The organism is Pseudomonas zanjanensis (assembly GCF_014268745.2).
GTDB classification, from domain to species: Bacteria; Pseudomonadota; Gammaproteobacteria; order Pseudomonadales; family Pseudomonadaceae; genus Aquipseudomonas; species Aquipseudomonas zanjanensis.
Genome location: NZ_JABWRB020000005.1, coordinates 116,125 through 139,310 on the forward strand (window position 1 = coordinate 116,125; position 23,186 = coordinate 139,310).

Sequence of the window (23,186 nt, forward strand, 5' to 3'; positions counted from 1 at the left end):
TACATAGCCAAGCGCCATGTTTATAATCCCGCGGCCTTCTTATCATTCGATGGCATAAAAGCTCCTCTTTTTATGAGGAACCGACAGCGTTTCGACGCTCGTCCGTGGGATCGCTCCAGCCCGGCCCGCACACCCCCGGCTGCTATCAGGGAAGAAAATGTTCATGGCATCCCGTGCCGTTCTTTCGGTCGCCCTTGGCGCGATCACCTTGTTGTCCGGCTGCTCGGCCTTTCGCAACTACGACAGCGAATTGGCCCAGACCAACCAGCAGCTGGCGTCCGGCAACGTCGACGGCGCGTTGACCCTGCTGGAAAAGAACAACTCCAGTCAGGACAAAGACCTGCTGTATTACTTCGAGAAAGGTGAGCTGCTGCGTGCCAAGGGCGATTTGTCCGGCAGCCAGACCGCCTGGAACAGCGCCGATCAGCAGGTCGGCCAGTGGGAGGATGCGGTCAAGCTCGACACAGCCAAGTACCTGGCCCAGTTCGGCAGCTTCCTGGTCAACGATAAAGTCCGCCGCTACGAAGGCTACGATTACGAAAAGGTCATGCTGACCACGCAGATGGCCCTGAATCTGCTGGCGGTGAATGACTTCGACGGCGCCCGGACCCAGATCAAGAAGACCCACGAACGCGAAGCGGTGATTGCCGACCTGCGGGACAAGGAATACCTCAAGCGCGAGGAAGAAGCCGAGAAACAAGGGGTCAGGACCGAATACAAGGACCTCCAGGGTTACCCGGTGGCCAGCCTCGACGCCCCGGAAGTCGTCGGCCTCAAAAACAGTTACCAAAGCGCGTTCAGCCACTACCTGGCCGGTTTCGTCTACGAAGCCCTGGGTGAAAAGGACCTGGCCGCGCCGGGCTATCGCAAGGCCGCCGAACTGCGCCCCAACACGCCATTGCTGGAGCAGGCCCTGCGCGACCTGGACAAGCCTGCCGCCAAAAGCGATGACAGCGACATCCTGATCGTGGTGCAGAGTGGCCTGGCGCCGTCCCGGGACTCGATCCGCATTCCCCTTCCGCTGCCGATCAGCGGCAACCTGGTCATCACGCCGTTGTCGTTCCCGCTGATCAAGCCTGACACCTCCACAGCCACCTTCGGCCAGATCGGTGTCGATGGCCGCCAGTTGGACCTGACCCAGCTCAACAGCACCACCGCCATGTCGCGCCGAGCCCTGCGCGATGACATGCCGGGCATCATCCTGCGCACCACCGTGCGCGCCATCACCCGTGGCGTGGCGCAAAAACAGATCAACGAAACCAACCCCCTGGCCGGCCTGGCCGTGGGTCTTACCTCGGCGGTACTCGAAGGCGCCGACACCCGGACCTGGCGCACCCTGCCCGACTACACCCAGGTCGTGCGCCTGCGCCTGAAGAAAGGCGAGCACCAGGTCACCCTGCCAAGCGCGGTGGGCGGTTCGGTGGTCAAGGTCACCGTCGACCAGCGCTACCAGGTCATCACGCTACGGGCGGTGGGTAACCAAGTGTTCGCCGGCGGTTTGGCGGCCCAGGTGATACCAAGCGCCAACCCGACCGCCATTGCCCTCAAGCAACCTTAAGAACGGAGTCTTGTTCACATGCGTTTAAAACTGATCGCCGTCGGCGCCCTGGCCTTGCTGGCCGGTTGCGCCACCCCGCCGCCACCGGAGCCGGGCAGCGCCGCCAGCAAGGTCGTGGCGATGGGCAAGACCAAGAACATCGTGGTCGGCGCCATGCGCGTGGCCCGGGAAAACGGCTACATGACCGTCAACGTCCAGTTGAGCAATACCAGCTACAACAACAAGACGATGTATTACCGCTTTGCCTGGCTGGGGCCGGAAGGCTTTCCGATCGCCGAAGAAGAAACCTGGAAAAGCCTGACGATGTATGGCGAACAGACCAGTTTCCTGCCGGCCATCGCACCGACACCCAAGGCCGTGGATTTCCGTTTGGAAATCAATACCCCTTGAGCCTGATCCCGGTCGGTCAAGCCAGCACGGACCTGTGGCGAGGGAGCTTGCTCCCGCTGGGCCGCGAAGCGGCCCCAAGATCTTGCGGTCGCTGCGCAGCCGAGCGGGAGCAAGCTCCCTCGCCACAGGGATCGTCGGCACAAGTTCCTTTACCGATCGGCATTGCACCTAAGCCCATATTCATTCAGTTTTCGAGAGCCCCCACATGTTCGTACGCATTTCCTCCCTCGCCCTCGCCGCCCTGCTGGTCAGCGGCTGTGCCAACAACTCGCCGGTCCTGGGCAACAAGAACATCAGCTACGGCGACACCAAGGCCGTGGAAACCGTGACCAACGAGTTCGGCTCCACCGACCTGCAAATGATCGCCGAGTCCATGACCCGCTCCCTGGCCCAGTCCGGCATCCTGCAGGGTCGCCCGGTTGTCCAGGTCTATGACGTGAAGAACAAGACCAGCGAATACATCGACACCCGCGAAATCACCACCAGCATCAAGACCCAGTTGATGAAGACCGGCGCGGCCCGTTTCGCCAGCGACAACACCGCCATGGAAAGCCAGGTCGACCAGCTCAAGCTGCAGAACCAGAGCGGCCTGTACAAGAAAAGCACCGTGGCCAAGACCGGCAACATGATCGCTGCCAAGTACCGCCTCGAGGGCTCCATCAGCTCGATCGTCAAGCGCAGCAGCGACTACAAGGACGTCTTCTACAAATTCAGCCTGCAATTGATCGACGTCGAGAGCGGTCTGGCCGAGTGGATGGACGAAAAAGAAATCCGCAAGACCACGGAGCGCTAAGCCATGCGCACATGGATAGGCATCATGGCCCTGGCCTGCGCATTCAGTGCCCAGGCGGCCCCAAAAGTCGCGGTGACCGACCTGGCGTACCAGGAGCGGGTGGAGGAATACATCCACACCGTTTCGGCGCAAAGCAACTTCCAGGCGAACCCCTACAGCGCCAGCGCTTCCTCGAGCTACGACGAGATGGAAGCCACCAGCAGCTACATCGAGCAGGGCGAACTGCGCAAGTTCACCGGCGACATCAAGGGCGAGATCCTGCGCAGCGGCATGTTCCAGCTGACCCAGGGCACGCCCCACACGGCGGCTTCCACTGGCGACGTGTATGACGTGATCAAGCGCATCAAGGCCGGCAACTTCAAGGGTGCCGACTACGTGCTGTTCGGCACCGTGTCGGACATCGACTTCACCCGCGACATCAACGAGCTGGCCCATACCGACAGCTACTCGGCTGTGCTGGCGTTGACCCTGGTGGCGGACTTCAGCCTGATCAACACCAAGACCTACGAGATCACCTCGGCCTTCACGGCCATGGGCGAAGGCCAGGACACCAAGTTGCTGAACCACCGGGACGCACGCATCAGCCTCAACCGCCCGCGGGTGGTCCGCGAAGTGTCCAAGGCCTTGGGTGAAGACGTGGCGCGGCAACTGAGCGAACAACTCGGCGGCCCGAGCTACGAGCAACCTGGCGAACCGGTACAGCGCAATAACCTGCCCCGGGACACGGCGCCGGTGATCTTGCGCTGAGTCATACCGTCGGGTAGCTGTTTAGCGGCTCTTGTGGCGAGCTAGCTGTTTTAGCTTCTGTGATGAGCTGAATGCTTTTGTGGCGAGGGAGCTTGCTCCCGCTGGGCCGGTCCGACGCTTCGGGCGAAGCGGCCCCAAGATCTTGTGGTCGCTGCGCAACCGAGCGGGAGCAAGCTCCCTCGCCACAAAAGCCCTCTACAAAAGCCAGCCACAAAAGCTACCTCGCCACAGGTTTCGCTTTATGCCGCGGCTTTGCGAATCGTCGCAAGCAAACCCGCCGCGCCAATGAACATACCCGCAAAGGCACGGTTCATCCGCCGCTGTTGTTTCGGTGTGCGCAACAGACGCAGGACTTTCGACGCCAACCCGGTGTACCCGGCCATGACGATGAGATCGACGGCGATCATGGTGACGCCCAGGATCAGGTACTGCTGGATCAACGGCGCATGGGGATTGATGAACTGCGGCAACACCGCCAGCATGAACACCAGCGCCTTGGGGTTGCTGACATTGACCAGGAAACCGCGAAACACCAGCGCCAGGGGCTTACCGATGGGCCGTGGGGCCGCGTCGTCGGTCATGTCGCCGGGAATGGCTCGCCACTGCTTGACCCCCAGGTAGACCAGGTAGGCCACGCCGAACCACTTGATGGCATAGAACGCAGTGGCCGACGCCGTGAGGATCGCGCCAACACCAGCGGCAACGACCACGATTTGCAACGCCAGGCCCAATTGCAGGCCCAAGGCGTTCCAGTAACCGCGCCAAAAGCCATATCGCAGACCGCTGGACATCGATGCAATCGCGCCGGCACCCGGTGAAAGACTGATCACCCAGCACGCAGCGAAAAACGCCAACCATGTTTCCAGCACCATTTCACCCCCCGGCTTGGATTCGTCGAAACGACTAAGCTAATGCGCCGTCACGTGGTTGACCATCGTTTTTTGCACACGCATTTGAGTCGATGCAAACACCGTGGCGAGGGAGCTCGCTCCCGCTGGGCCGCGTAGCGGCCCTATGCGTTATTCGACGAACCCACCCACCGGAAACGCCTCACTGCCGCGCCAGCGCCGCACCGAGCGCTGGAAGAACAGGCTGTTGGGCACTTGCACCATCGCGCTGCCGGTGCCGAGTTCCTCGGGTTCGATCAGCGTGGTGTACAGCAGATTGATTGCCACCACGCGCCCCTTGATACCGGGCTTGTCGGTGCTATCCACCAACTCGACCACATCGCCCAGGCGAAAGGGTCCCACGGTGTAGATCAAAACGGCGCAGAACAGGTTGGACAGCACGCTCCAGATGGCGAAGAACGCCACCGCTGCCACCGCGACAAAGCCCGACAGCGCCGTCCACAGCACCGTGGCCGAGACACCCAGGCGTTCGAGCACCACCAGCACCGCAGTGCCCATGATCAGCCAGCGCAGCACACCCCGCAGGATAATCACCAGTTGGGGTGGGAGCGGGTAACGCTCACCCAGGCCCGTGAGCGCACGCGCGACGAAGCGCTGCGAGACATAACCGGCCACCAGGATCAGCAGGATTTGCACACCGAGCCAGATCGGCTCGATCCACATGACAGGGACAGGCAACGCCAACGCTTCCATCAGGACAACGCCTCCAGCTCCGCTTGCAGGTTTTCCAGCAATTCCAGCGCTTGCATCCAAGCCTCCTCGAGCTCCGCTTCCCGGACCTTCAGCTTGGCCTGTTCGGCCAGCAGGTCACGCAACTCATCCTTGCGCGCTGCCTCGTAGAGACCACTGTCGCCCAGGCTGGTTTCGATTTTCTGCAGTTTTTCGTGCAGCTTGCCCAGCTCGGCTTCGAGCTTGTCGGCCTCGCGCTTGTGCGGCGCCAGTTGCTGGCGAAGTGCGGCGGCGGCCTGGCGCTGGGCTTTCTTGTCGGTCTTGTCCGGGTTGACCGGTGTGCTGCTGACCGGCGCGTTGCGCTGGCGGTACTCCACCAGCCAACGGGCGTAGTCCTCCAGGTCACCGTCGAACTCCTCGACCTTGCCATCGGCGACCAGGAAGAAGTTATCCGTGGTGCTCTTGAGCAAATGCCGATCGTGGGACACCACCAGCACCGCGCCACTGAATTCCTGCAAGGCCATGGTCAGGGCCAGGCGCATTTCCAGGTCCAGGTGGTTGGTCGGTTCGTCGAGCAGCAACAGGTTCGGCCGGCCCCAGGCGATCAACGCCAGCGCCAGGCGGGCCTTTTCGCCACCGGAGAAATTCAACACCGGCTCGTCGATGCGCGCCCCGCGGAAATCGAAACCGCCGAGGAAATCGCGCAGGGTCTGCTCACGCTCGGTCGGCGCCAACCGTTGCAGGTGCAGCAGCGGGCTGGCCTTGGAATCCAGGGAGTCGAGCTGGTGCTGGGCGAAGTAGCCGACGACGGTGTTTTCACCTCGGGTCAGGCGCCCGGCCAAAGGCTCGAGTTCGCCGGACAGGTTCTTGATCAGGGTCGACTTACCGGCACCGTTGGGGCCCAGCAGGCCGATCCGCGCACCGGGGGTCAGTTGCAGCTTGACCTTCTCCAACACGGTCTTGTCGCCGTAGCCCAGGCGTGCGTCAGACAGGTCGATCAACGGGCTGGAGATCTTGGTCGATTCGCGGAAGACAAAGTCGAACGGTGAATCGACGTGGGCCGCCGACAGCTCTTCCATCCGCTCCAGCGCCTTGATCCGGCTCTGGGCCTGGCGTGCCTTGGTGGCCTGGGCCTTGAAGCGGGCGATGTAGCTTTCCATGTGCGCACGTTGCGCCTGTTGCTTCTCATAGGCCTGCTGTTGCTGGGCCAGGCGTTCGGCACGGGCGCGCTCGAAGGCGCTGTAGCCGCCACGGTACAAGGTGAGCTTGCGCTGGTCGACATGGGCCACGTGATCCACCACCGCATCGAGGAAATCACGGTCGTGGGAAATCAACAGCAGCGTGCCCGGGTAGCTCTTGAGCCAGTCTTCGAGCCAGATGATGGCGTCGAGGTCCAAGTGGTTGGTCGGTTCATCGAGCAACAACAGGTCCGAAGGGCACATCAACGCCTGCGCCAGGTTCAGGCGCATCCGCCAGCCGCCGGAGAAATCCCCGACCTGACGGTCCATCTGTTCATTGGTGAAACCCAGGCCGGCGAGCAATTTACGCGCGCGGGCATCGGCGGTGTAGCCATCGGCACTGTCGAGTTCCGAATGCAGGCGGGCCTGTGCGGCACCGTCGTGGGCCGCTTCCGCCGCCGCCAGGTCACGTTGCACCTGGCGCAGGCGCAGGTCGCCATCGAGCACGTAGTCCACCGCCAGGCGCTCGAGGGTGTCGACCTCCTGGCGCATGTGGGCGATGCGCCAATCGGCCGGCAGCAGGCAATCGCCCGAGTCCGGGTGCAGCTCGCCTCGCAGCAAGGCGAACAGGCTCGATTTGCCGGCACCGTTGGCACCGATGAGGCCGGCTTTGTGGCCGGCGTGCAGGGTCAGCTCGGCGTCTTCTAGCAGACGTTGCGGGCCACGCTGTAAAGTCAGGTTCTGAAGTCGGATCATAATGGCGGCGGAGTCTACCAGCTTCGCTCGCAACTGGCGCGAGTAGCACGATGTCCCCTGACCTGTGGAGTTTTTCCCTCGACCTCTATGCCAAGCCTGGCGTAGAGCCTGCGTGCCTGGCGGCACAAGACGCCGGCGCCAACGTCTGCCTGCTGCTTTGTGGCCTGTGGCTGGCGCAGCGCGGCGTGGCCTGCAATGAACACCGGCTGCAGCGACTTCGACAAATGGCCGAGCCGTGGGAGACCGAGGTGGTGCGGCCACTGCGTACGCTTCGCAACCAATGGAAAGCCGGCGCCCTTCAGGACACGGCACTCAATGGCCTGCGCGAACAGGTCAAGCAGCTGGAGTTGGCCGCCGAACGGCGATTGTTGGAAAGATTGGAAGCGCTGGCCATGGATTGGCCGGGGGCACAACAGAACGATTCAGCGCAATGGCTGCAAGGGCTGGCGGCGAATGCCGGACCCGCGAGCCGCGACGCGCTGCATCAGCTGCGCGTCGCGGTGTCCGGCACTTAGGAAGCGCTGGTTGGGGTGCTGCTGCTGGTGGTCGGCGCAACGGCGGCTGGGCCGGTTGCCGTGGCCGAAGTGCTGGCGGTTGGCGCAGGTGCAGCGGTCGGAGCCGGAGTCGATGTCGCGGGCTTGGCGGCTGGCGCAGTCGCAGGTTTTGCAGCGGCTGGTTTTTTCACGGCCGGTTTCGCGGCGGGCTTGGCAGCAACTGGTTTCGCGGCGGCTGGCTTGGCAGCCGTTGGCTTCGCAACTGCAGGCTTGGCCGCGGCCGGTTTGGCAGCGGGTTTAGCCGCGGCTTTGGCAGGGGCTTTGGCAGCGACTGGCTTGGCAGCGGTTTTTGCAGCGGGCTTGGCCGCAGCCGTTTTGGTTGCCGCAGGCTTCGCTGCCGGTTTGGCAGCAGGCTTGGTGGCAGCCGGTTTTGCAGTGGCTTTTACCGGCGCTTTGGCAGCCGGTTTAGCGGCGGCTGTTTTAGCGGCAGGTTTGGCGACAGGTTTTGCCGCTGGCTTGGCGGCAGGTTTAGCAACCGCTTTTACAGCAGGCTTGGCAGCCGCAGGTTTAGCGGCCGCCGTTTTTGCAGCGGGCTTGGCAGCCGCCTTGACGACTGGTTTTTTCGCCGCAGGTTTTGCAGCGCTGGCAGCGACGGGTTTGGCAGCCGGCTTGGCAGCGACTTTGGCCGGCGCTTTTGCCACGGCGGGTTTAGCCGCCGGCTTCTTGGCCGATACAGCGGCAGGCTTGGCAGCACGAAGCGACAGCGCCTTGCCCGCGGCTTCTTGCACGCGACCGACGCCCTGGGCCAGTTTCAGGCTTTCCTGGGCATCACGCTTGAGTTGCAGAATGTAGGCGCGGGTTTCGGACTGACGATCCTTCAAGGCATCGAGCAAGTCTTCGAGCTCTTTCACGACGTCTTTAGCCTTGGCTTGGGCCTTGGCCTTGCCAGCAGTGGCTGCGTCTTGCAGTTTGGTGCGCGACTTGTGCAGTTTTTCCTGCGCCTTGCCGCGTTGCTTTTCCAGTTTGGCGAGCAGTTTTTCAGCATCAGCCAGCGCTTGGGAGCAGGCATTTTCCAGATGTTCGAGCAGGCTGCCCGAGAGTTGTTGGAGCAAGTGCAACGGAGTGTTTACAGGCTTCTTGGTGGCCGACATGGTTTACCTCCTGACTGACGTGAGTGCGGCTCATACTAGACCTCTGCTGCAACCGCCGCTAGGGCATGTTGACAGTACACAAGACGTTGCGTTGCAAGGGAGGAAAAATCTTCTGCGCCAGTGCCTTGGCAATCCACCTCTACAGATATCGGCACTGGCATAATTCCTCGATTCGAGGCCGGAGAGCACACATGTCGCGTCACCTATTTTTACTCCTGTGCATGGCTTGCGCCACGGTCCAGGCCGCTGAAAAAACCAGCGCAAACGATGCCCACGATTTGGCTTACAGCCTGGGCGCCAGCCTCGGCGAACGCCTGCGCCAGGACGTGCCGGACCTGCAGATCAAAGCCTTGGTTGAAGGTTTGCAACAGGCCTACCTGGGCAAGCCGCTGGCGCTCAAGGATGAACGCATCGAACAAATCCTGGCCGAGCACCAGGCGCAACTGAACGCGCCTTCGACAACGCCGCAGACCGACGCCGCATTGAAAACCGAGCAACAATTTCTCGTCGAAGAAAAGAGCCGACCCGGCGTCCAGCAACTGGCAGACGGCATCCTGCTGACCGAAATCAAGCCAGGCCATGGCGCGAAGGCCGGCCCTCATGGCAAGGTCCAGGTGCTGTATACCGGTCGACTGCCGGACGGCTCCGTATTCGATTCCAACCGCCAGGCACAATGGTTCAACCTCGACAGTGTGATTGACGGTTGGCGCAGTGCATTGCCGCAAATGCCGGTCGGCGCGAAATGGCGACTGGTGATTCCGTCGTCCCTGGCCTATGGCGCTGAAGGGGCCGGGGATGTGATCCCGCCGTACACGCCATTGGTGTTTGAGATCGAGTTGCTGGGCGCGACGACCTGACGTTGACCCAATAAAAAAAACGGTGCGCAATGCGCACCGTTTTTTCATGACCGCGAGGCCTCAGGCCTGGACGGTATCTTCTTCCTTGTGAGCGTTGTGCAGCACTTCGATCAGGCAGTCTTCCAATTCGAAACGCTCGTGCAGCAAGCCGCCTAGCTCCTTGAATTTTTCCGCTACACACTTGCCTTCATCGCACAGGTCGTTGAACGCCAGCAGCTTCTCGGTGATGACATCGATGCGCGGGTAAATCGTCTCGGCCAATTCCAGGCCGCGCTTGTCGTTGAAGGCCTTGGCCTCGCCCGTCAGTTGTTCATAGATCTCGAAATGACCGGCAGACACATAGTCGACCAGCACACCGCAGAACTCTTGCAAGGGTTTGCGGCTTTCGCTCAGGGCTTCAGGCTTGTCGCCAAGATCATCGTAGGCCCGAATCAGTTCGCGACGCTCTTGCAGCCAGCGATCGATCAACAGATGCACCCCACCCCAGCGTTCCTGAGCATTCTGACAACTTTCGAGCATGGTGATTTCTTCCCTTGTGAGTCATGCCCCTCGCAGCCTGTGCACGCCTGATGGAACAGGGACAAGCCAGACACAACATGATCGAGCGGCACAATTCCAATAACACGTGCGGGCCAGATTATGCCCGCACGACAACGGCTTCAAGGTACGCAGGAGATAAAGTTCATACAAGTGTTTAATCCACGGCCCGGACCAACTGCGACGTCTCGCCGCTGAGCGGTTGTACCAGAGCACTCCAGGCAAGGCGCAGCAGCAGATAGGTCATCACGCTGGACACCGCAAGAAAAAACAACAAGCTCCACTCGGGGATGCTCATGTCGAACAACGTCCAAGTGATATTCGCGCAGTCGACGGTGCCATCAAAGATACGATGCAATGCGCACCACCACGAATCCATCAGCTTGGGCTGGGCAACACAATCAGCAAACGGCTCGAACGAATCGCTTTGCATCAAGACCTGACGCCAGGCCAGGGTCATTCCCCCCGCTACAAAAACCAGCCCTGCCGTACCGTAGAAGAGCGTGCCTCTTTGACCTGGACCCTGCACGCAGGCCACGAGACTGTTCACCAGGAACAGCATCAGGCACAACCGCTGCAAGACACACAGGCTGCAAGGCGCCAGGCCGACCGAATATTCCAGATACGTGCTGATGCCCAAAGCCAGGGCGGCGGCGATGGAAGCCATGAGAAACAAGAAACGTGAGCTGGCCAAAGACATGGCGATTCCGTAACAGAAGAGACAAGCTGTTACGGTAGAGGAAAGCCCTCGGGCCTTTCAAGACAGCCTCGCGCAGACACTTCACCGGGGGTGTAGGGAATTCCCGACAGGCCGAGGAGGATACGGCGCGATGGGCTGTAGGACTTTACTGATGGTATGACCAAAGCCCCGAAACCGTATTCGCAACCACGCATTTAAGGTTCATCAACCCGTGGCGAGGGAGCTTGCTCCCGCTGGGCTGCGCAGCAGCCCCAAAGCCATTCAACACGGTGCATCAGGAAAACAGTGAGCAGGTTTTTTACGACTGCTGCGCAGCCGAGCGGGAGCAAGCTCCCTCGCCACGATGGTTCATACCCTTTTCAAGAATGGGTCATATCCCTCTCAAGTGGACAACACCTAAGCCGGAACCGGCAGCGGCGCAGCCAGCAGGCGCTCATCCAACAACCCCAACCCCTCTTGGAACAACTGGTTGCTGCGCTCGGCATCCCCCAGTTGCGCCAGCAGGCGCGCCAGTTCGGCGCAGGCTTCGGGATTGCGCTGGGCCCGCAAACTGCTTTCCAGGTAATCCCGCGCCTTGCCCCACAAGCTGTTCTGCAGGCATAGGCGCCCCAGGGTCAGCAGCAGGCTTGGATCGGCCGGGTGGTCCTTGAGCCAGCCCTCGGCCGTTTGCAGTTGGCGGATCGGATCGTTGCCACGAACCAGCCCATATAGACGCGCCAGGTGGCTTTCGTAATGACGCTTGAGCGCGCCGCGCAGCACCTCTTCGGCTTCGACCTGAGCGCCCAACTGACGCAGTTGCTCGGCATAGGCCAATACCAACGCCGGTTCCTGGCGCTGCGCGGAGGTCAGCTGTTGCCAGGCCCGATTGAGCGACTGCAAACCGACACTGCCGTCCTCTTCACGGTGGGCCGCCAGGGTGAGGTTTTCGCCCCAGGCACGCCGTTCCAGTTCAGCCAATTCAGCCGGCGGCAGGACTTTATCCTTGCGCAACTCCGGCAACAGCCGGATCACCGCCGACCAGTCGCCGCGCTGCTGATGCAGTCGCTGCAATTGGCGCAGGGCCTGGACGTTATGGGGATGACGCTCATGCATGGCCTGCAGCGTGCTCAATGCCCCGTCCGTGTCGCCCCGGTCCGTCTGCAGTTGCGCGTGCGTCAGGGCAATGGCCAGCTCCGCCTGGGGCTGACGCTCCAGGGCGCGCTCCAGCAAACTGTCGCTCTGTTCGTAAAGACCTTGTTCGTTAGCCGCGCGGGCAGCACCCAGGTAATACAGCAGCGGTTGGCGCTCGGCTTCGGCGGCACGGTGCAGGTGGCGCTGGGCACTGGCCCAGCGACCTTCGGCCAGGTCCAACTGGCCGTGTTCGATCGCCACTTGCACCCGACGGCTGCGGTTGCGCCGCGACCACGGGTTGACCACGCCGCTGGAAGTGGTCACCAGCCCGATCAGGAATCTCAGGCCTCGCCACACCAGCCAGAGCACCGCCACCAGCGCCAGGGTGACCCACAGGCCGGCTTCATAACGGAAGTTCTTGTACGCCACCAGCACGTAACCCGAATGCTCGGCAATCGCCACGCCCAGCAAGCCGGCGGCGGCGATGACCACGAACAGAATCACGTAGAGACGTTTCATGGCGTGGCCTCCTGCGCGCCAGGCGCGGGCAGCGGCTTGACCGATTCCTCGGCATTGAGGTTGCGGCGCTCAAGGTAGGCCTGGACGCTGCTCAGCGTGCCGGTCAGGTCCGGGGTGACCACCGTCACCGGTTGCTTGGACAGCTCACCCACGCGCTCGAGCATGACTTTGCTTTGCGGGTTGTCCTGGTTGAAGTTGTTCTTCAACACATCCCGCGCCTCGGTCAGCGCCTGGGTGTAGACCGGCGCCTGGCCGTTGAGGGCGGCCCATTGCGCCTGCTCCAGCGCCAGGCTCAGGGCCAGGCGCACTTGTACGAGGCTCTGCCCGGCCAGCAGCGGACGAACGTTCTCGTCCGCGTTGAAATCGATGCGGATATAGCGCGATATCTGATCCCACCACTGTGCCCACCGGCTGGCACCATCGCCATCGGCGGTCAGGCCCAGCAGCGATTCGCCGCGATCCTTGTACTCGGGTGCCAGTTCGGTCAGTTGCAGCACCTGGTCACGCAAGGCGCCCAGTTGCAGGAACAGCCCGGTGCGATCCGGTTGTTCGGTGCTGCGCAGCGCAGCGAGGGTCTTGGCCAATTGCTCGCGGGCGGCGAACGAACCAGGGTCGTTCTGCTCCCGCAGGATTTCGTCAGCGCCCTGGACCAGCGCCTGGGCACTGTTGATGTCTTGCAGGGCGGAAAGACGCAGGCTGGCCAGGCGCAACAGGTGCTCGGCCTCTGCCAGGCGCCAGTCCTTGCGGCTGGCACCGAGCACGGTTTCCAGGCGCTGATTCAAGTGTTGCTGGTCACTCTGCAACTGGGCCACCAGGCGCCGCCGCTCCTCCAACTCTTCAGCCGGGGGCAATTGCGCCAGGCGCTCGCTCAGGCGTTGCTCGTTGAGCTTGAGGGTCTGGGCCTGGTCGTTCAGCGCCTGGACCTGGGCGGACTGCTGCTGGTTATTGGTTTGCAGGTGACGCACCTGCCATACGCCCCAGCCGCCAACGGCTACGCCGGCAGCGCCGAGCAACAGTGCAACAACGGCCACCCCGTTGCCACGACGCGGCGCTACGGGAGGCGGGGTTTCAACCGGCGCATCGATCGCTGGCTGGTCTAGATCTTCTTTTGGCAAGGCTGTTTCGCTCACGTATCCATCCTTTGCATTAGAAAACGGCACGGAGTGTTCCCGTAACGCCGCCAGCAAAGCCGCGGCATGGGCGCCACGGCAATCCACAACTGTTCGGGCCCCGGCGGCTCGCGCCATCTCGGCCACCCTTGGGCTTGGCACAAACAACGGTAACCGCGCCAGGGCCGGCCACGCATCGCCGGCCAGCCGCCGCAGATGCTCGAAGCCCTGCCCACTGCTGACCACCAGGGCGTTCAAGCGTTCCGCTTCGACTTTCGCCGGCAACGCCCCTTCGCCGTAATCAGGCAAGTGGCGGCGGTACAATTCCAGATAATCGACACTAGCACCTTGCTCGCGCAAACGCTCTGCCAGCAAGCCACGCCCGCCTTCACCCCGCACGATCAACACCTTGGGGTCGGGCCGCGATACAGCCTGGCGCAAGACCAAGTGTTCCAGCAAGGCTTCGCTGTCATCGCCGTGATCGGGATAAAACACCGTGAGGCCGGCATCGGCGAGGATCTGTCCGGTGGCCGCGCCCACGCTGAACCAGGGTTGGTCTGGAGGCTGGGGCCAGTATTGGCGCAACAACTCGACGCACAGGCGTGCGGCCGGTTTGCTGACGACGATCACGGCAGAGTATTGGTCCAGCGCCTGGAATATCACCCGCCCGGCATCGGACAGCGGGACCGGCTCGATCTCCAGCAACGGCAAGCTGCTGCTGTAGACCCCCGCTTCGGCCAGAACCGCCGCCAGCGCCGACGACTCGTCCGCCGGCCGGGTGAGCAGCAGCCGCCAGCCCGTCACGCGTGGCCGGCCTCGCCGTAGACAGCCTTGAGGATGTCAGCAGCGCCCTGGCTCAGCAGGTCCTCGGCCACCCGCACGCCCAACGCCTCGGCATCGTGGCGCGGTGCCCGGGCCTCGGCGCTAAGCAGTCGGCCGCCGTTGGGATCCCCCACCAGACCGCGCAACCAGACGTGCTCACCCTCCAGCACGGCGTAACAGGCGATCGGCACCTGGCAACCGCCATTGAGATGTTTGTTCAGCGCGCGCTCGGCGAACACCCGCGTGGCGGTGTCTGCATGATGCAGCGGCGCCAACAGGGCATGGATATCGCTGTCGGCGCTACGGCACTCGATACCCACTGCCCCTTGGCCGCCGGCCGGCAGGCTGTCATCGACGCTGATGGCCGAGGTGATGCGGTCTTCGAAGCCCAGGCGGATCAAGCCGGCGGCGGCGAGGATGATGGCGTCGTATTCGCCGGCGTCGAGCTTGGCCAGGCGTGTGTTGACGTTGCCACGCAGGAAACGGATTTGCAGATCCGGGCGCCGCGTCAGCAATTGTGCCTGGCGACGCAGGCTGGACGTGCCGACCACGCTCCCGGCAGGCAGCGCCTCAAGGCTGGAAAACGTGTTGGAGACGAACGCATCGCGGGGGTCTTCTCGCTCGCAGATGCAAAACAGGCCCAGGCCTTCGGGGAAGTCCATGGGCACGTCTTTCATCGAGTGCACGGCGATGTCGGCTTCGTTGTCCAGCAACGCGGTTTCCAGCTCCTTGACGAACAGGCCCTTGCCGCCGATCTTCGACAGCGGCGAGTCCAGCAGCTTGTCACCGCGACTGACCATGGGCACCAGGGTCACGCTCAGCCCGGGATGGGCCGCTTCCAGGCGGGCTTTGACGTATTCGGCCTGCCAGAGGGCCAAGGCACTTTTACGGGTGGCGATGCGGATCTCGCGAGGGGACATGGATCAATCCGTACTTAAAAGATACGGCAGATAATAACAGCTCAGCCAAAACCGCTTTGATTTGAATCACGACCCCAAGGCCTCCCTGGCCGCCAGATCCTCGAAATGAAACGCGTTGAACGCCTTGGACCGCTCGGTTAAAGCTGCTGCATCATCTTGCGCACGCCGGCCACGTGCCGTCGGCTGACAATCAGCGCGTCGCCATTGAGGCCCTTGAGGAACAGTTGGAAATGCCCAAGGGGGGTGCGCTGCAAACGCTCGATGCGCTCGCGGGCCACGAGGGCGTTGCGGTGGATGCGTACGAAGCGTTCACCGAACTCGTCTTCAAGGGCCTTGAGGGGTTCGTCCAGCAACACCTCGCCACTCTCATGACGCAAGGTCACGTACTTGTGGTCGGCAATGAAATAGACCACTTGATCCAAGGGGATCAACTCGATGCCTTTGCGGGTGCGCGCACTGATATGGCTGCGCGGGCCGCTGCCGCTTTCGGCGGCCGGACGGGTCAGCGCTGCCAGTTGCACGCGGTTGAGCCGCTCGGCCTTGCGCAAGGCTTCGAGCAACGCCTCGGACGCCACGGGCTTGACCAGATAGCCCACGGCACCGGCCTGTAACACCTCGGGTGGGAAGTCGTCCCGGGTGGTACAGAACACCACGGCGGGCGGCGATTCTCGTTCGCACAACTTCGCCGCCACTTGCAGGCCGTCCAGGCCAGGCATGCGAATGTCGAGCAGCACGATATCCGGCTTGTGGCTGTCGATAAGGGCCAATGCCTCGTCGCCATTGGTGGCGCTCGGCTCCAGGACACTGTAACCCTCGAGTTCGCCAACCATTCGGCTCAGGCGCTCGCGGGCCAGTGGTTCGTCATCAACGATCAGGACATTCATATTGCGCTGGATTCCTGCGTGAGTCTCGCACAAGGATAGCGTAGACAGGGGAAGTGACATCCGTCACCGCGATCCACGCTAAGACTCGTTCGAGGGCCAAAAAGTGCCGCGAGGCGGTTGTCTATCTTTACCAGCGCTTGCCGACCGATGCCCGAGGCCCGTTGTCGCACGGCGTCGCCGTAGGGATTGTTAACTGTCGATCTGACCAATATGAGCTCCCCCTTCTTCTATTTTTCCGGTGCGCCATGGATGGAAAAAGCAAAAGTCCTACCGTCCACTGTAGACGGTTGCCACGACGATATTGCTCAATCGAAAAATATCGTTGTGCGAAAACCTTCTTGGATCCCAAGGCCCGATCGGAAAAACCTGCCGACCAGTGCCAGCGCCAGTCCCGGCAACCCTGCTATCATCCGCCGCAGCCTTTAACCGCTACTTTCTCCACAGCCGATCACGAGCGAATTCATGAGCACTGACAAGACCAATCAGTCCTGGGGCGGCCGCTTCAGTGAACCCGTCGACGCCTTCGTCGCCCGCTTCACCGCCTCCGTCAATTTTGACCAGCGCCTGTATCGCCACGACATCATGGGTTCGATCGCCCACGCCACCATGCTGGCCAAGGTCGGCGTGCTCACCGATGCCGAGCGCGACAGCATCATCGACGGCCTGAAGACCATCGAAACTGAAATCGAGGCCGGCCAGTTCGACTGGCGCGTCGACCTTGAAGACGTGCACATGAATATCGAAGCACGCCTGACCGACCGCATCGGCGTGACCGGCAAGAAACTGCACACCGGCCGCAGCCGCAACGACCAGGTCGCCACTGACATCCGCTTGTGGCTGCGGGATGAAATCGACCTGATCCTGGGCGAAATCACGCGCTTGCAAAAAGGCCTGCTGGAGCAAGCCGAGCGCGAGGCCGAGAGCATCATGCCGGGCTTCACGCACCTGCAGACCGCCCAACCTGTAACGTTTGGGCATCACATGCTGGCCTGGTTCGAGATGCTCAGCCGCGACTACGAGCGCCTGGTGGACTGCCGCAAGCGCACCAACCGCATGCCCCTGGGCAGCGCCGCGCTGGCCGGCACCACGTACCCGATCGATCGTGAATACACTGCGCAGTTGCTGGGCTTCGACGCCGTCGGCGGCAACTCGCTGGATAATGTCTCGGACCGCGATTTCGCCATCGAATTCTGCGCCGCCGCAAGCATTGCGATGATGCACCTGTCGCGTTTCTCCGAAGAGCTGGTGCTGTGGACCAGCGCGCAGTTCCAATTCATCGATTTGCCCGACCGCTTCTGCACCGGCAGCTCGATCATGCCGCAAAAGAAAAACCCCGACGTGCCGGAACTGGTGCGCGGCAAGAGTGGCCGGGTGTTCGGCGCACTGATGGGCCTGCTGACCCTGATGAAAGGCCAGCCGCTGGCCTACAACAAGGACAACCAGGAAGACAAGGAACCGCTGTTCGACGCCGCCGATACCTTGCGCGATTCGCTGCGGGCCTTCGCCGACATGATCCCGGCCATCAAGCCCAAGCACGCTGTGATGCGCGAAGCGGCCCTGCGCGGCTTCTCCACTGCCACCGACCTGGCCGACTACCTGGTACGCCGCGGCCTGCCGTTCCGCGATTGCCATGAGATTGTCGGCCATGCCGTGAAATACGGCGTAGACAGTGGCAAGGACCTCGCGGAAATGAGCCTGGACGAACTGCGCCAGTTCAGTGATCAGATCGAGCAGGACGTGTTTGCCGTGCTGACCCTGGAAGGCTCGGTCAATGCCCGCGACCACATCGGGGGCACCGCGCCGGCGCAGGTCAAGGCAGCCGTGGTGCGTGGCCAGGCGCTGCTCGCTGGCCGCTAAAAAGCTAAAAAGCTAAAAAGCTAAAAAGCTAAAAAGCTTCGCGAGCAAGCCCGCTCCCACATGGGATCTCCAGTGGACCCAAAATCTTGGTGAATATGGAGATCCCATGTGGGAGCGGGCTTGCTCGCGAAGGCGTCCTTCAAGGCGCCAGAAAACTCACTTCTTGGCAGCGATCCTCGCTAAAAACGCCGGCATCTCTGCCTCCCTGTCCGCCGCGATCCGCTGCACGTTCGGGTTCTCCCCCAACCGCTCCATCAGCGCCTTGGCCGCCGGCATGTCCGCCAGCAAATCCATATCGAAGACCTTCTTGCCCACCTGCAAAGCCAGCGAAAGGCTGTAGTAGAAATACAGGTCGGCAATGCTCAGGCTGTCGCCCGCCACGTAGGGCGAGAACTTGCCGTGTCGACCGAGCGAGGCGAACCCCAGCAGCAATTCGGCCTTGGATTTTTCCTTGATGGCCTCGGCCACCTGCATACCGAAGAACGCCTCGCCATAGCAGGCCCGTCCGGGCAGCTCGATGTACAACTCGATTTCCCGGCACAAGGCCAACACCTGGGCGCGCTCGAACGGGTCGGCTGGCAGCAAGGGCTTACCCGGCTGGGTCTGCTCGAGGTATTCGAGGATGACGCTGGTCTCGTTGATAAAACCCTGTTCGGTCTTGAGCACCGGCACCTTGCCGCGCGGGCTGATGGCCAGGGCTTCCGGGGTCTGGGCGCCGAAGAACTGGACCTCTTCGAAGGGCAGGCCCTTCTCCAGCAGCGCCAGCTTGACCATGTTGTAATAATTACTGACGGAGAAACCATAAAGCTTGAGCATTACAAAGCCTCCAGGCCGTGCGGGGTTGGCAGCCTTGCGTTATAGACCGTCGAGGCGTTTCCTGCCAGGCGCATCACGACGCTGAATGCAGGTAAACTGGCGGCCTTTCCTACAGGAGCCTGCCATGAGCGAGCCAACCGATATCGACAACGACGAAGAAGCGTTCGTCGAGAACACGCTGATCGAGGCGATTGAAAACCAGATCGAGAGTGACAACCCGCCAGCGGCCAAGGCCGTTTTCAATAAATTGACCCTGGTGGGTTATGAGCGCGAAGAAATCCTCAACTTGATGGCCCATGTGCTCGCGGTGGAAATCGACGCGATCCTGGAAGAGGACCGCCCGTTCAATACCGAGTGGTACGAAGCCGCCTTGCGTGCCCTCCCCGAGTTGCCGCCGGAAAAAAACTGAACCGCTCTTGTGAAAACTGGACCGCTCTTGTGGCGAGGGAGCAAGCTCCCGCTCGGCTGCGCAGCAGTCGTCAAGCTATTGGGGCCGCTTCGCGTCCCAGCGGGAGCAAGCTCCCTCGCCACAAAAGAATCGCTTTAAACAAAAAAAGCATGACACTGACACTGGACAGCTCGGCCGAGTGCGCTCACCTTAGTGACGCTGTCGACCAAATTCCTAGAAAGTCTGGAGTCCTTATGTCGCTTACCCCTGAGTTGGTTGCCGAACTGGAAATCCTCGCACTCTTCAACCTGGACAGTTCCCAGGAAGGCCTGAAAATTCATCAGACCGCTGCCCCTAAAGCGATTGCCGCTGCCCAACGCCTGTTCGAAAAAGAGCTGATCGATCAACCCGATGGTGGCTACCTGACCAGCCTTGGGCGTGATGCCGCGCAGAATGTACAAACCGTCCTGACTATTCTCAGCGTTCAAGAAACCGCCTGATCCCCCTGCCGCCCACGGAAATCTCCTCTACGGGATTTCCGCCGGCGCACTGGCGCCCTGCGTAAAAAACCAACCTCAAAATCCTGTTTTCAGCTTAAGTATTCCCAAGACCGGGCGCTAACCTGCCATCACCCCACGTTCGACGCCGCGAGCCGGTTTGAGCCGACATGACCCGCAACCACGAAATACGCCCCGATCTGGACGAAGGAATCGACCGCAAGGTGCTGAGCCAGTTGCGCGCACGTTTCCTCAAGCTCAACACCGTGCGGATGGAGCGCGCCCTCGAAGGCCTGTCGCCGCGCCAGCAAGGCGTACTGACGTTGCTGCCGCTGTTCTTCCACGTCAACCATCCGCTGCTGCCCGGCTACGTCTCCGGCAGCACGCCTGCCGGACTGTCGAACTACGAGCCTGACGCCGACGTCCTTGCCGAAGCCCAGCGGCTGACCCGTTCGTTTTCCTACAAGCCTCGGCACGGCGGCAACCCGCCTCGCCCGATCCTGGGCCTGTTCCTGATGGGCAGCCTCGGCACCCTGGCCCAGGCCGACCAGAGCGACATGGACGTGTGGGTCTGCCACGGGCCGGACCTGAGCGACGATGAGCTGGCCGAGCTGCGCAAGAAATGCCAGTTGCTGGAGATATGGGCCGCGACCCAGGGCGCCGAAGCGCATTTTTTCCTGATCGACCCGGCGCGCTTTGTGCGGGGCGAGCGGGACAACCAGCTCAGTTCCGACGATTGCGGCACCACCCAGCATTACCTGTTGCTCGACGAGTTCTACCGCACCGCGATCTGGCTGGCCGGGCGCACGCCGATCTGGTGGCTGGTGCCGGTCTATGAAGAAGAGAACTACGAGCAATACACCCATACGCTGATGTCCAAGCGTTTCATTCGTGCGGATGAAACCCTGGACCTGGGGCATCTGGCCTACATCCCGCCGGGAGAATTCGTCGGTGCCGGGCTCTGGCAACTGTTCAAGGGCATCGAATCGCCCTATAAGTCCGTGCTCAAGCTGCTGCTGACCGAAGTCTATGCCAGCGAACACCCGAACGTGCGCTGCCTGAGCCTGCGTTTCAAGCAGGCGGTGTTTGCCAATCGCCTGGACCTGGAAGAGCTGGACCCATACATGCTGGTTTACCGCCGCATCGAGGAATACCTCAATGCCCGTGGCGAACCCGAACGCCTGGAGCTGATCCGCCGCGCGCTGTACTTGAAGGTCAATCGCAAACTCACCGGCCAGGCGCGCAGCAATGGCTGGCAACGGGTACTGCTTGAGCGACTGGCCCGGGAGTGGGGCTGGGACCAGCGTCAGTTGGCCTTGCTGGACAGCCGCAGCCAGTGGAAAGTCCGCCAGGTCAGCCACGAGCGGCGCGCCCTGGTCAACGAACTCACCCACAGCTACCGCTTCCTGACCCAGTTCGCCCGCACCGAGAAAACCGTCAGCCTGATCAACAAGCGCGATCTCAACGTGCTGGGCCGGCGGTTGTACGCCGCCTTCGAGCGCAAGGCCGACAAGGTCGAGTTCATCAACCCCGGCATCGCGCCGGACCTGGCCGAAGACACCTTGACCCTGGTCCAGTCGCCCAACAAGAAAGAACCCGGGCAGAACCAGTGGGGCCTGTACAACGGCAGCCTCAACGCCCTGGAGTGGGAGAACTTCGCGCCGATCAAGCGCTGCCGGGAGTTGCTGGAACTGCTGACCTGGTGTCATCGCAACGGCGTGATCGACAGCAGCACGCGCCTGGCGCTGCACCCAGGTAGCAGCGACCTGAGCGAGTTCGAACTGTTCAACCTGCTGGGAAGCCTGCAGCAATCCATCGCCCTGCCCCTGGTTACGGTGGACGAAGCGCAGTTGTTGCGGGCCAGCGTGCCCAGCGAAGTGTTGATCCTGGTGAACGTCGGCGTCGACCCGCTCAAGCACCACCGCGACTTGAACATTCTGATGACCACCGAGCGTACCGATTCCCTGAGCTATGCCGGGGTCCGGGAAAACCTGGTGCTGACCCTCGACCAAGTCACGCTCAATAGTTGGAATGAGGTGCTGGTCAACCGTTTCGACGGCGAACACGCCCTGCTCGATTGCCTGCGCGACTATCTCAACGACCTACCCGTCACCCAGCGCCAGCCGCGCTTGCAGGTGCGCTGCTTCTGCCACAACCGCGCCCAGTTCATTGCGCGGCGCGTCGAGGAAGTCATCGAAACAGCCCAGACCCTGTTATTGAGCAGGCTCAATTACCGTTATCTGCTTCAGGTCCAGCAGCACTATCACGTGCTGGAATTGATGCCCGGCCAGGTCAATCACGTAGCCCTGGGCAGCTTGTCGGCGCTGATGGATTACCTGGGCGAAGAACTGACGGCCTACAGCCCCTTGCACCTGGACCCGATGGCGCTGGAAGACCATGACCTGGCGCTGATCCTGCCCATGGGGCAGCCCGAGTGCATCCAGGTGTTCTACCGGACCAACGAGGACGAAGCCGACCTGTACGTGCTCGATGAATTCAACGCCCTGTGGCAACAACACGTGCCGTATCACGACGAACAAAGCCTGCTGGTACCGCTGCAGCGCTTTGTGCAATCGGTGCTGTACCGCCGCGACGCCTTGCTGCCGCTGGATGCCGCCCAGCCGCTGAGCCTGGAAACCCTGTACTACCAGTTGCTGCCTTCAGGTGGCCGGGCACGACGGATCGAAGCGCGGCAAGCCCCGCAGATGCCGGTCAACAAACCGTTCTATGACGTGCAGGCGATCATCGGCAAAGCGGCGCACGGGCAGGTGCACGTCACCTTGTACTGCGATCAACAGGAGTTTTCCGAACTGGAGCATGGCGACCAGCTGTTCCGCGTGGTCGCCAGGGAGATCGTCGAACAGCGCCGCGAAGCCCAGCGCTATCGCTGCTACATCACTGACCTGGACCTCTCGGGACTGGTGGGCGACGGCGCCTGCTCAACAAACTTGTACCTGCGCTACAAGGCCGACCTGGAACGCGCCCTGAACGAGGCGCTGGCCCTGGCCTGATGCGCCCGGGCACTCAGAGCTGAAAATCACCGCCGGCTTCGGGCTGGTATTCGACGTCCAGCAAGGTCAGCTTCAGTGTCTTGCCGCCCGGGGCCGGCCAGTCGATGTGCTGGCCGACCTTCAGGCCCAGCAAGGCACTGCCCACCGGCGCGAGGATCGAGATCCGGCCTTCGTCGGCCTTTGCGTCCTGTGGATAAACCAAGGTCAGGTGATAGTCCTTGCCGCTGCTTTCTTCGCGGCAGTGCACACGCGAGTTCATGGTCACGACATCGGCAGGCACTTCTTCGTGGCCCACCACGTTCTCGGCGCGATCCAGTTCAGTTTGCAACGCAATCACGCCCGGCAGCGTTTCATCAAGACTGTCGATCAGGCGTTCCAGACGCTGTACGTCCAGGCGGGTAAGGGTGATGGAAGGTGCGGTCATGATCCAGGCAGACTCCTTTCTTCTGCACAAAAAAAGCAAAACCCCGCCACAAAAAGGCGGGGTTTTCACGGGCCTCGATAAGTTGAGGCGT

Annotated in this window: 22 protein-coding genes and 1 pseudogene; 10 read left to right on the plus strand and 13 right to left on the minus strand. The window is 62.0% G+C overall.

Going from position 1 to position 23,186, the window contains the following annotated elements; translation table 11 throughout:
- The first annotated feature begins 163 nt into the window (after positions 1-163).
- From HU715_RS24380 to HU715_RS24395, 4 genes are all read left to right on the plus strand, one after another.
- Entirely contained in the window at positions 164-1,558 is a 1,395-nt protein-coding gene (locus HU715_RS24380; RefSeq protein ID WP_186706840.1) for a COG3014 family protein, read from the plus strand.
- A gap of 18 nt (positions 1,559-1,576) precedes the next feature.
- Positions 1,577-1,948, plus strand: coding sequence for a YcfL family putative periplasmic lipoprotein (locus HU715_RS24385; RefSeq protein ID WP_186706841.1), 372 nt, complete (start codon positions 1,577-1,579; stop codon positions 1,946-1,948).
- A gap of 205 nt (positions 1,949-2,153) precedes the next feature.
- The gene (gene lpoB, locus HU715_RS24390) at positions 2,154-2,741 is read left to right on the plus strand and encodes a penicillin-binding protein activator LpoB (RefSeq protein WP_053126460.1); all 588 of its coding nucleotides are present in this window, start codon (positions 2,154-2,156) and stop codon (positions 2,739-2,741) included.
- A gap of 3 nt (positions 2,742-2,744) precedes the next feature.
- Complete coding sequence (locus HU715_RS24395) at positions 2,745-3,488, plus strand: penicillin-binding protein activator LpoB (protein ID WP_186706842.1); 744 nt, start codon at positions 2,745-2,747, stop codon at positions 3,486-3,488.
- Between the two features lie 239 nt (positions 3,489-3,727).
- Here the strand turns inward: HU715_RS24395 and rhtB are convergent, their stop codons facing one another.
- The 3 genes from rhtB to HU715_RS24410 all read right to left on the minus strand — a co-directional run bounded on the left by rhtB (position 3,728) and on the right by HU715_RS24410 (position 6,999).
- Positions 3,728-4,360, minus strand: coding sequence for a homoserine/homoserine lactone efflux protein (gene rhtB / locus HU715_RS24400; protein ID WP_186706843.1), 633 nt, complete (start codon positions 4,358-4,360; stop codon positions 3,728-3,730).
- A gap of 147 nt (positions 4,361-4,507) precedes the next feature.
- Positions 4,508-5,089 carry a mechanosensitive ion channel family protein gene (locus HU715_RS24405; RefSeq protein ID WP_186706844.1) on the minus strand — a complete coding sequence of 194 codons (582 nt, stop codon included), beginning with the start codon at positions 5,087-5,089 and terminating at the stop codon, positions 4,508-4,510.
- Entirely contained in the window at positions 5,089-6,999 is a 1,911-nt protein-coding gene (locus tag HU715_RS24410; RefSeq protein ID WP_186706845.1) for an ATP-binding cassette domain-containing protein, read from the minus strand. The genes HU715_RS24405 and HU715_RS24410 overlap by 1 nt, the downstream gene beginning before the upstream one ends.
- Before the next feature lie 50 nt (positions 7,000-7,049).
- Between HU715_RS24410 and HU715_RS24415 the strand changes: the two genes are divergently transcribed.
- Positions 7,050-7,514 (plus strand): TIGR02444 family protein, encoded by a 465-nt coding sequence (locus tag HU715_RS24415; RefSeq protein ID WP_186706846.1) that lies wholly within the window; start codon positions 7,050-7,052, stop codon positions 7,512-7,514.
- Here HU715_RS24415 and HU715_RS24420 read toward each other — a convergent pair.
- Positions 7,511-8,644 carry an AlgP family protein gene (locus HU715_RS24420; protein WP_186706847.1) on the minus strand — a complete coding sequence of 378 codons (1,134 nt, stop codon included), beginning with the start codon at positions 8,642-8,644 and terminating at the stop codon, positions 7,511-7,513. The two genes, HU715_RS24415 and HU715_RS24420, sit on opposite strands and share 4 nt — an antisense overlap.
- A 191-nt stretch (positions 8,645-8,835) precedes the next feature.
- Between HU715_RS24420 and HU715_RS24425 the strand changes: the two genes are divergently transcribed.
- Positions 8,836-9,501 carry an FKBP-type peptidyl-prolyl cis-trans isomerase gene (locus HU715_RS24425; protein WP_186706848.1) on the plus strand — a complete coding sequence of 222 codons (666 nt, stop codon included), beginning with the start codon at positions 8,836-8,838 and terminating at the stop codon, positions 9,499-9,501.
- A 60-nt stretch (positions 9,502-9,561) separates the two neighbouring features.
- Here HU715_RS24425 and HU715_RS24430 read toward each other — a convergent pair whose 3' ends face one another.
- The 7 genes and pseudogenes from HU715_RS24430 to HU715_RS24455 all read right to left on the minus strand — a co-directional run bounded on the left by HU715_RS24430 (position 9,562) and on the right by HU715_RS24455 (position 16,102).
- Positions 9,562-10,020 (minus strand): Rsd/AlgQ family anti-sigma factor, encoded by a 459-nt coding sequence (locus HU715_RS24430; protein WP_053126475.1) that lies wholly within the window; start codon positions 10,018-10,020, stop codon positions 9,562-9,564.
- Between the two features lie 175 nt (positions 10,021-10,195).
- On the minus strand, positions 10,196-10,738 hold the full coding sequence (locus tag HU715_RS24435) for a disulfide bond formation protein B (protein WP_186706849.1): 543 nt from the start codon (positions 10,736-10,738) through the stop codon (positions 10,196-10,198).
- Between the two features lie 396 nt (positions 10,739-11,134).
- The gene (locus tag HU715_RS24440) at positions 11,135-12,367 is read right to left on the minus strand and encodes a heme biosynthesis protein HemY (RefSeq protein ID WP_186706850.1); all 1,233 of its coding nucleotides are present in this window, start codon (positions 12,365-12,367) and stop codon (positions 11,135-11,137) included.
- Positions 12,364-13,497, minus strand: coding sequence for a uroporphyrinogen-III C-methyltransferase (locus HU715_RS27380; protein WP_367617217.1), 1,134 nt, complete (start codon positions 13,495-13,497; stop codon positions 12,364-12,366). Before HU715_RS27380 ends, HU715_RS24440 begins: the two co-directional genes overlap by 4 nt.
- A gap of 36 nt (positions 13,498-13,533) precedes the next feature.
- Positions 13,534-14,280 (minus strand): annotated as a pseudogene (locus tag HU715_RS27385) (uroporphyrinogen-III synthase); the annotation flags it as partial.
- Entirely contained in the window at positions 14,277-15,218 is a 942-nt protein-coding gene (gene hemC, locus HU715_RS24450) for a hydroxymethylbilane synthase (RefSeq protein ID WP_186706852.1), read from the minus strand. The gene hemC and the pseudogene HU715_RS27385, both read right to left, overlap by 4 nt.
- Positions 15,219-15,355: 137 nt before the next feature.
- The gene (locus tag HU715_RS24455; protein WP_186706853.1) at positions 15,356-16,102 is read right to left on the minus strand and encodes a LytR/AlgR family response regulator transcription factor; all 747 of its coding nucleotides are present in this window, start codon (positions 16,100-16,102) and stop codon (positions 15,356-15,358) included.
- Between the two features lie 462 nt (positions 16,103-16,564).
- Between HU715_RS24455 and argH the strand changes: the two genes are divergently transcribed.
- Entirely contained in the window at positions 16,565-17,959 is a 1,395-nt protein-coding gene (gene argH / locus HU715_RS24460) for an argininosuccinate lyase (protein ID WP_186706854.1), read from the plus strand.
- A gap of 156 nt (positions 17,960-18,115) precedes the next feature.
- Here the strand turns inward: argH and HU715_RS24465 are convergent, their stop codons facing one another.
- Entirely contained in the window at positions 18,116-18,775 is a 660-nt protein-coding gene (locus HU715_RS24465) for a glutathione S-transferase family protein (protein ID WP_186706855.1), read from the minus strand.
- A gap of 124 nt (positions 18,776-18,899) precedes the next feature.
- On the opposite strand from HU715_RS24465, the gene HU715_RS24470 reads away from it, so the two are divergent.
- The 3 genes from HU715_RS24470 to HU715_RS24480 all read left to right on the plus strand — a co-directional run bounded on the left by HU715_RS24470 (position 18,900) and on the right by HU715_RS24480 (position 22,671).
- Positions 18,900-19,184, plus strand: coding sequence for a hypothetical protein (locus tag HU715_RS24470; RefSeq protein WP_186706856.1), 285 nt, complete (start codon positions 18,900-18,902; stop codon positions 19,182-19,184).
- Positions 19,185-19,417: 233 nt separating this feature from the next.
- The gene (locus HU715_RS24475) at positions 19,418-19,663 is read left to right on the plus strand and encodes a TIGR02647 family protein (protein WP_157711860.1); all 246 of its coding nucleotides are present in this window, start codon (positions 19,418-19,420) and stop codon (positions 19,661-19,663) included.
- Positions 19,664-19,830: 167 nt separating this feature from the next.
- Entirely contained in the window at positions 19,831-22,671 is a 2,841-nt protein-coding gene (locus HU715_RS24480; protein ID WP_186706857.1) for a class I adenylate cyclase, read from the plus strand.
- Positions 22,672-22,684: 13 nt separating this feature from the next.
- On the opposite strand, the gene rnk is transcribed toward HU715_RS24480, so the two are convergent.
- Positions 22,685-23,095: a nucleoside diphosphate kinase regulator gene (gene rnk, locus HU715_RS24485; RefSeq protein WP_186706858.1), complete on the minus strand. Its 411-nt coding sequence runs from the start codon at positions 23,093-23,095 to the stop codon at positions 22,685-22,687.
- Positions 23,096-23,186: the final 91 nt, after the last annotated feature.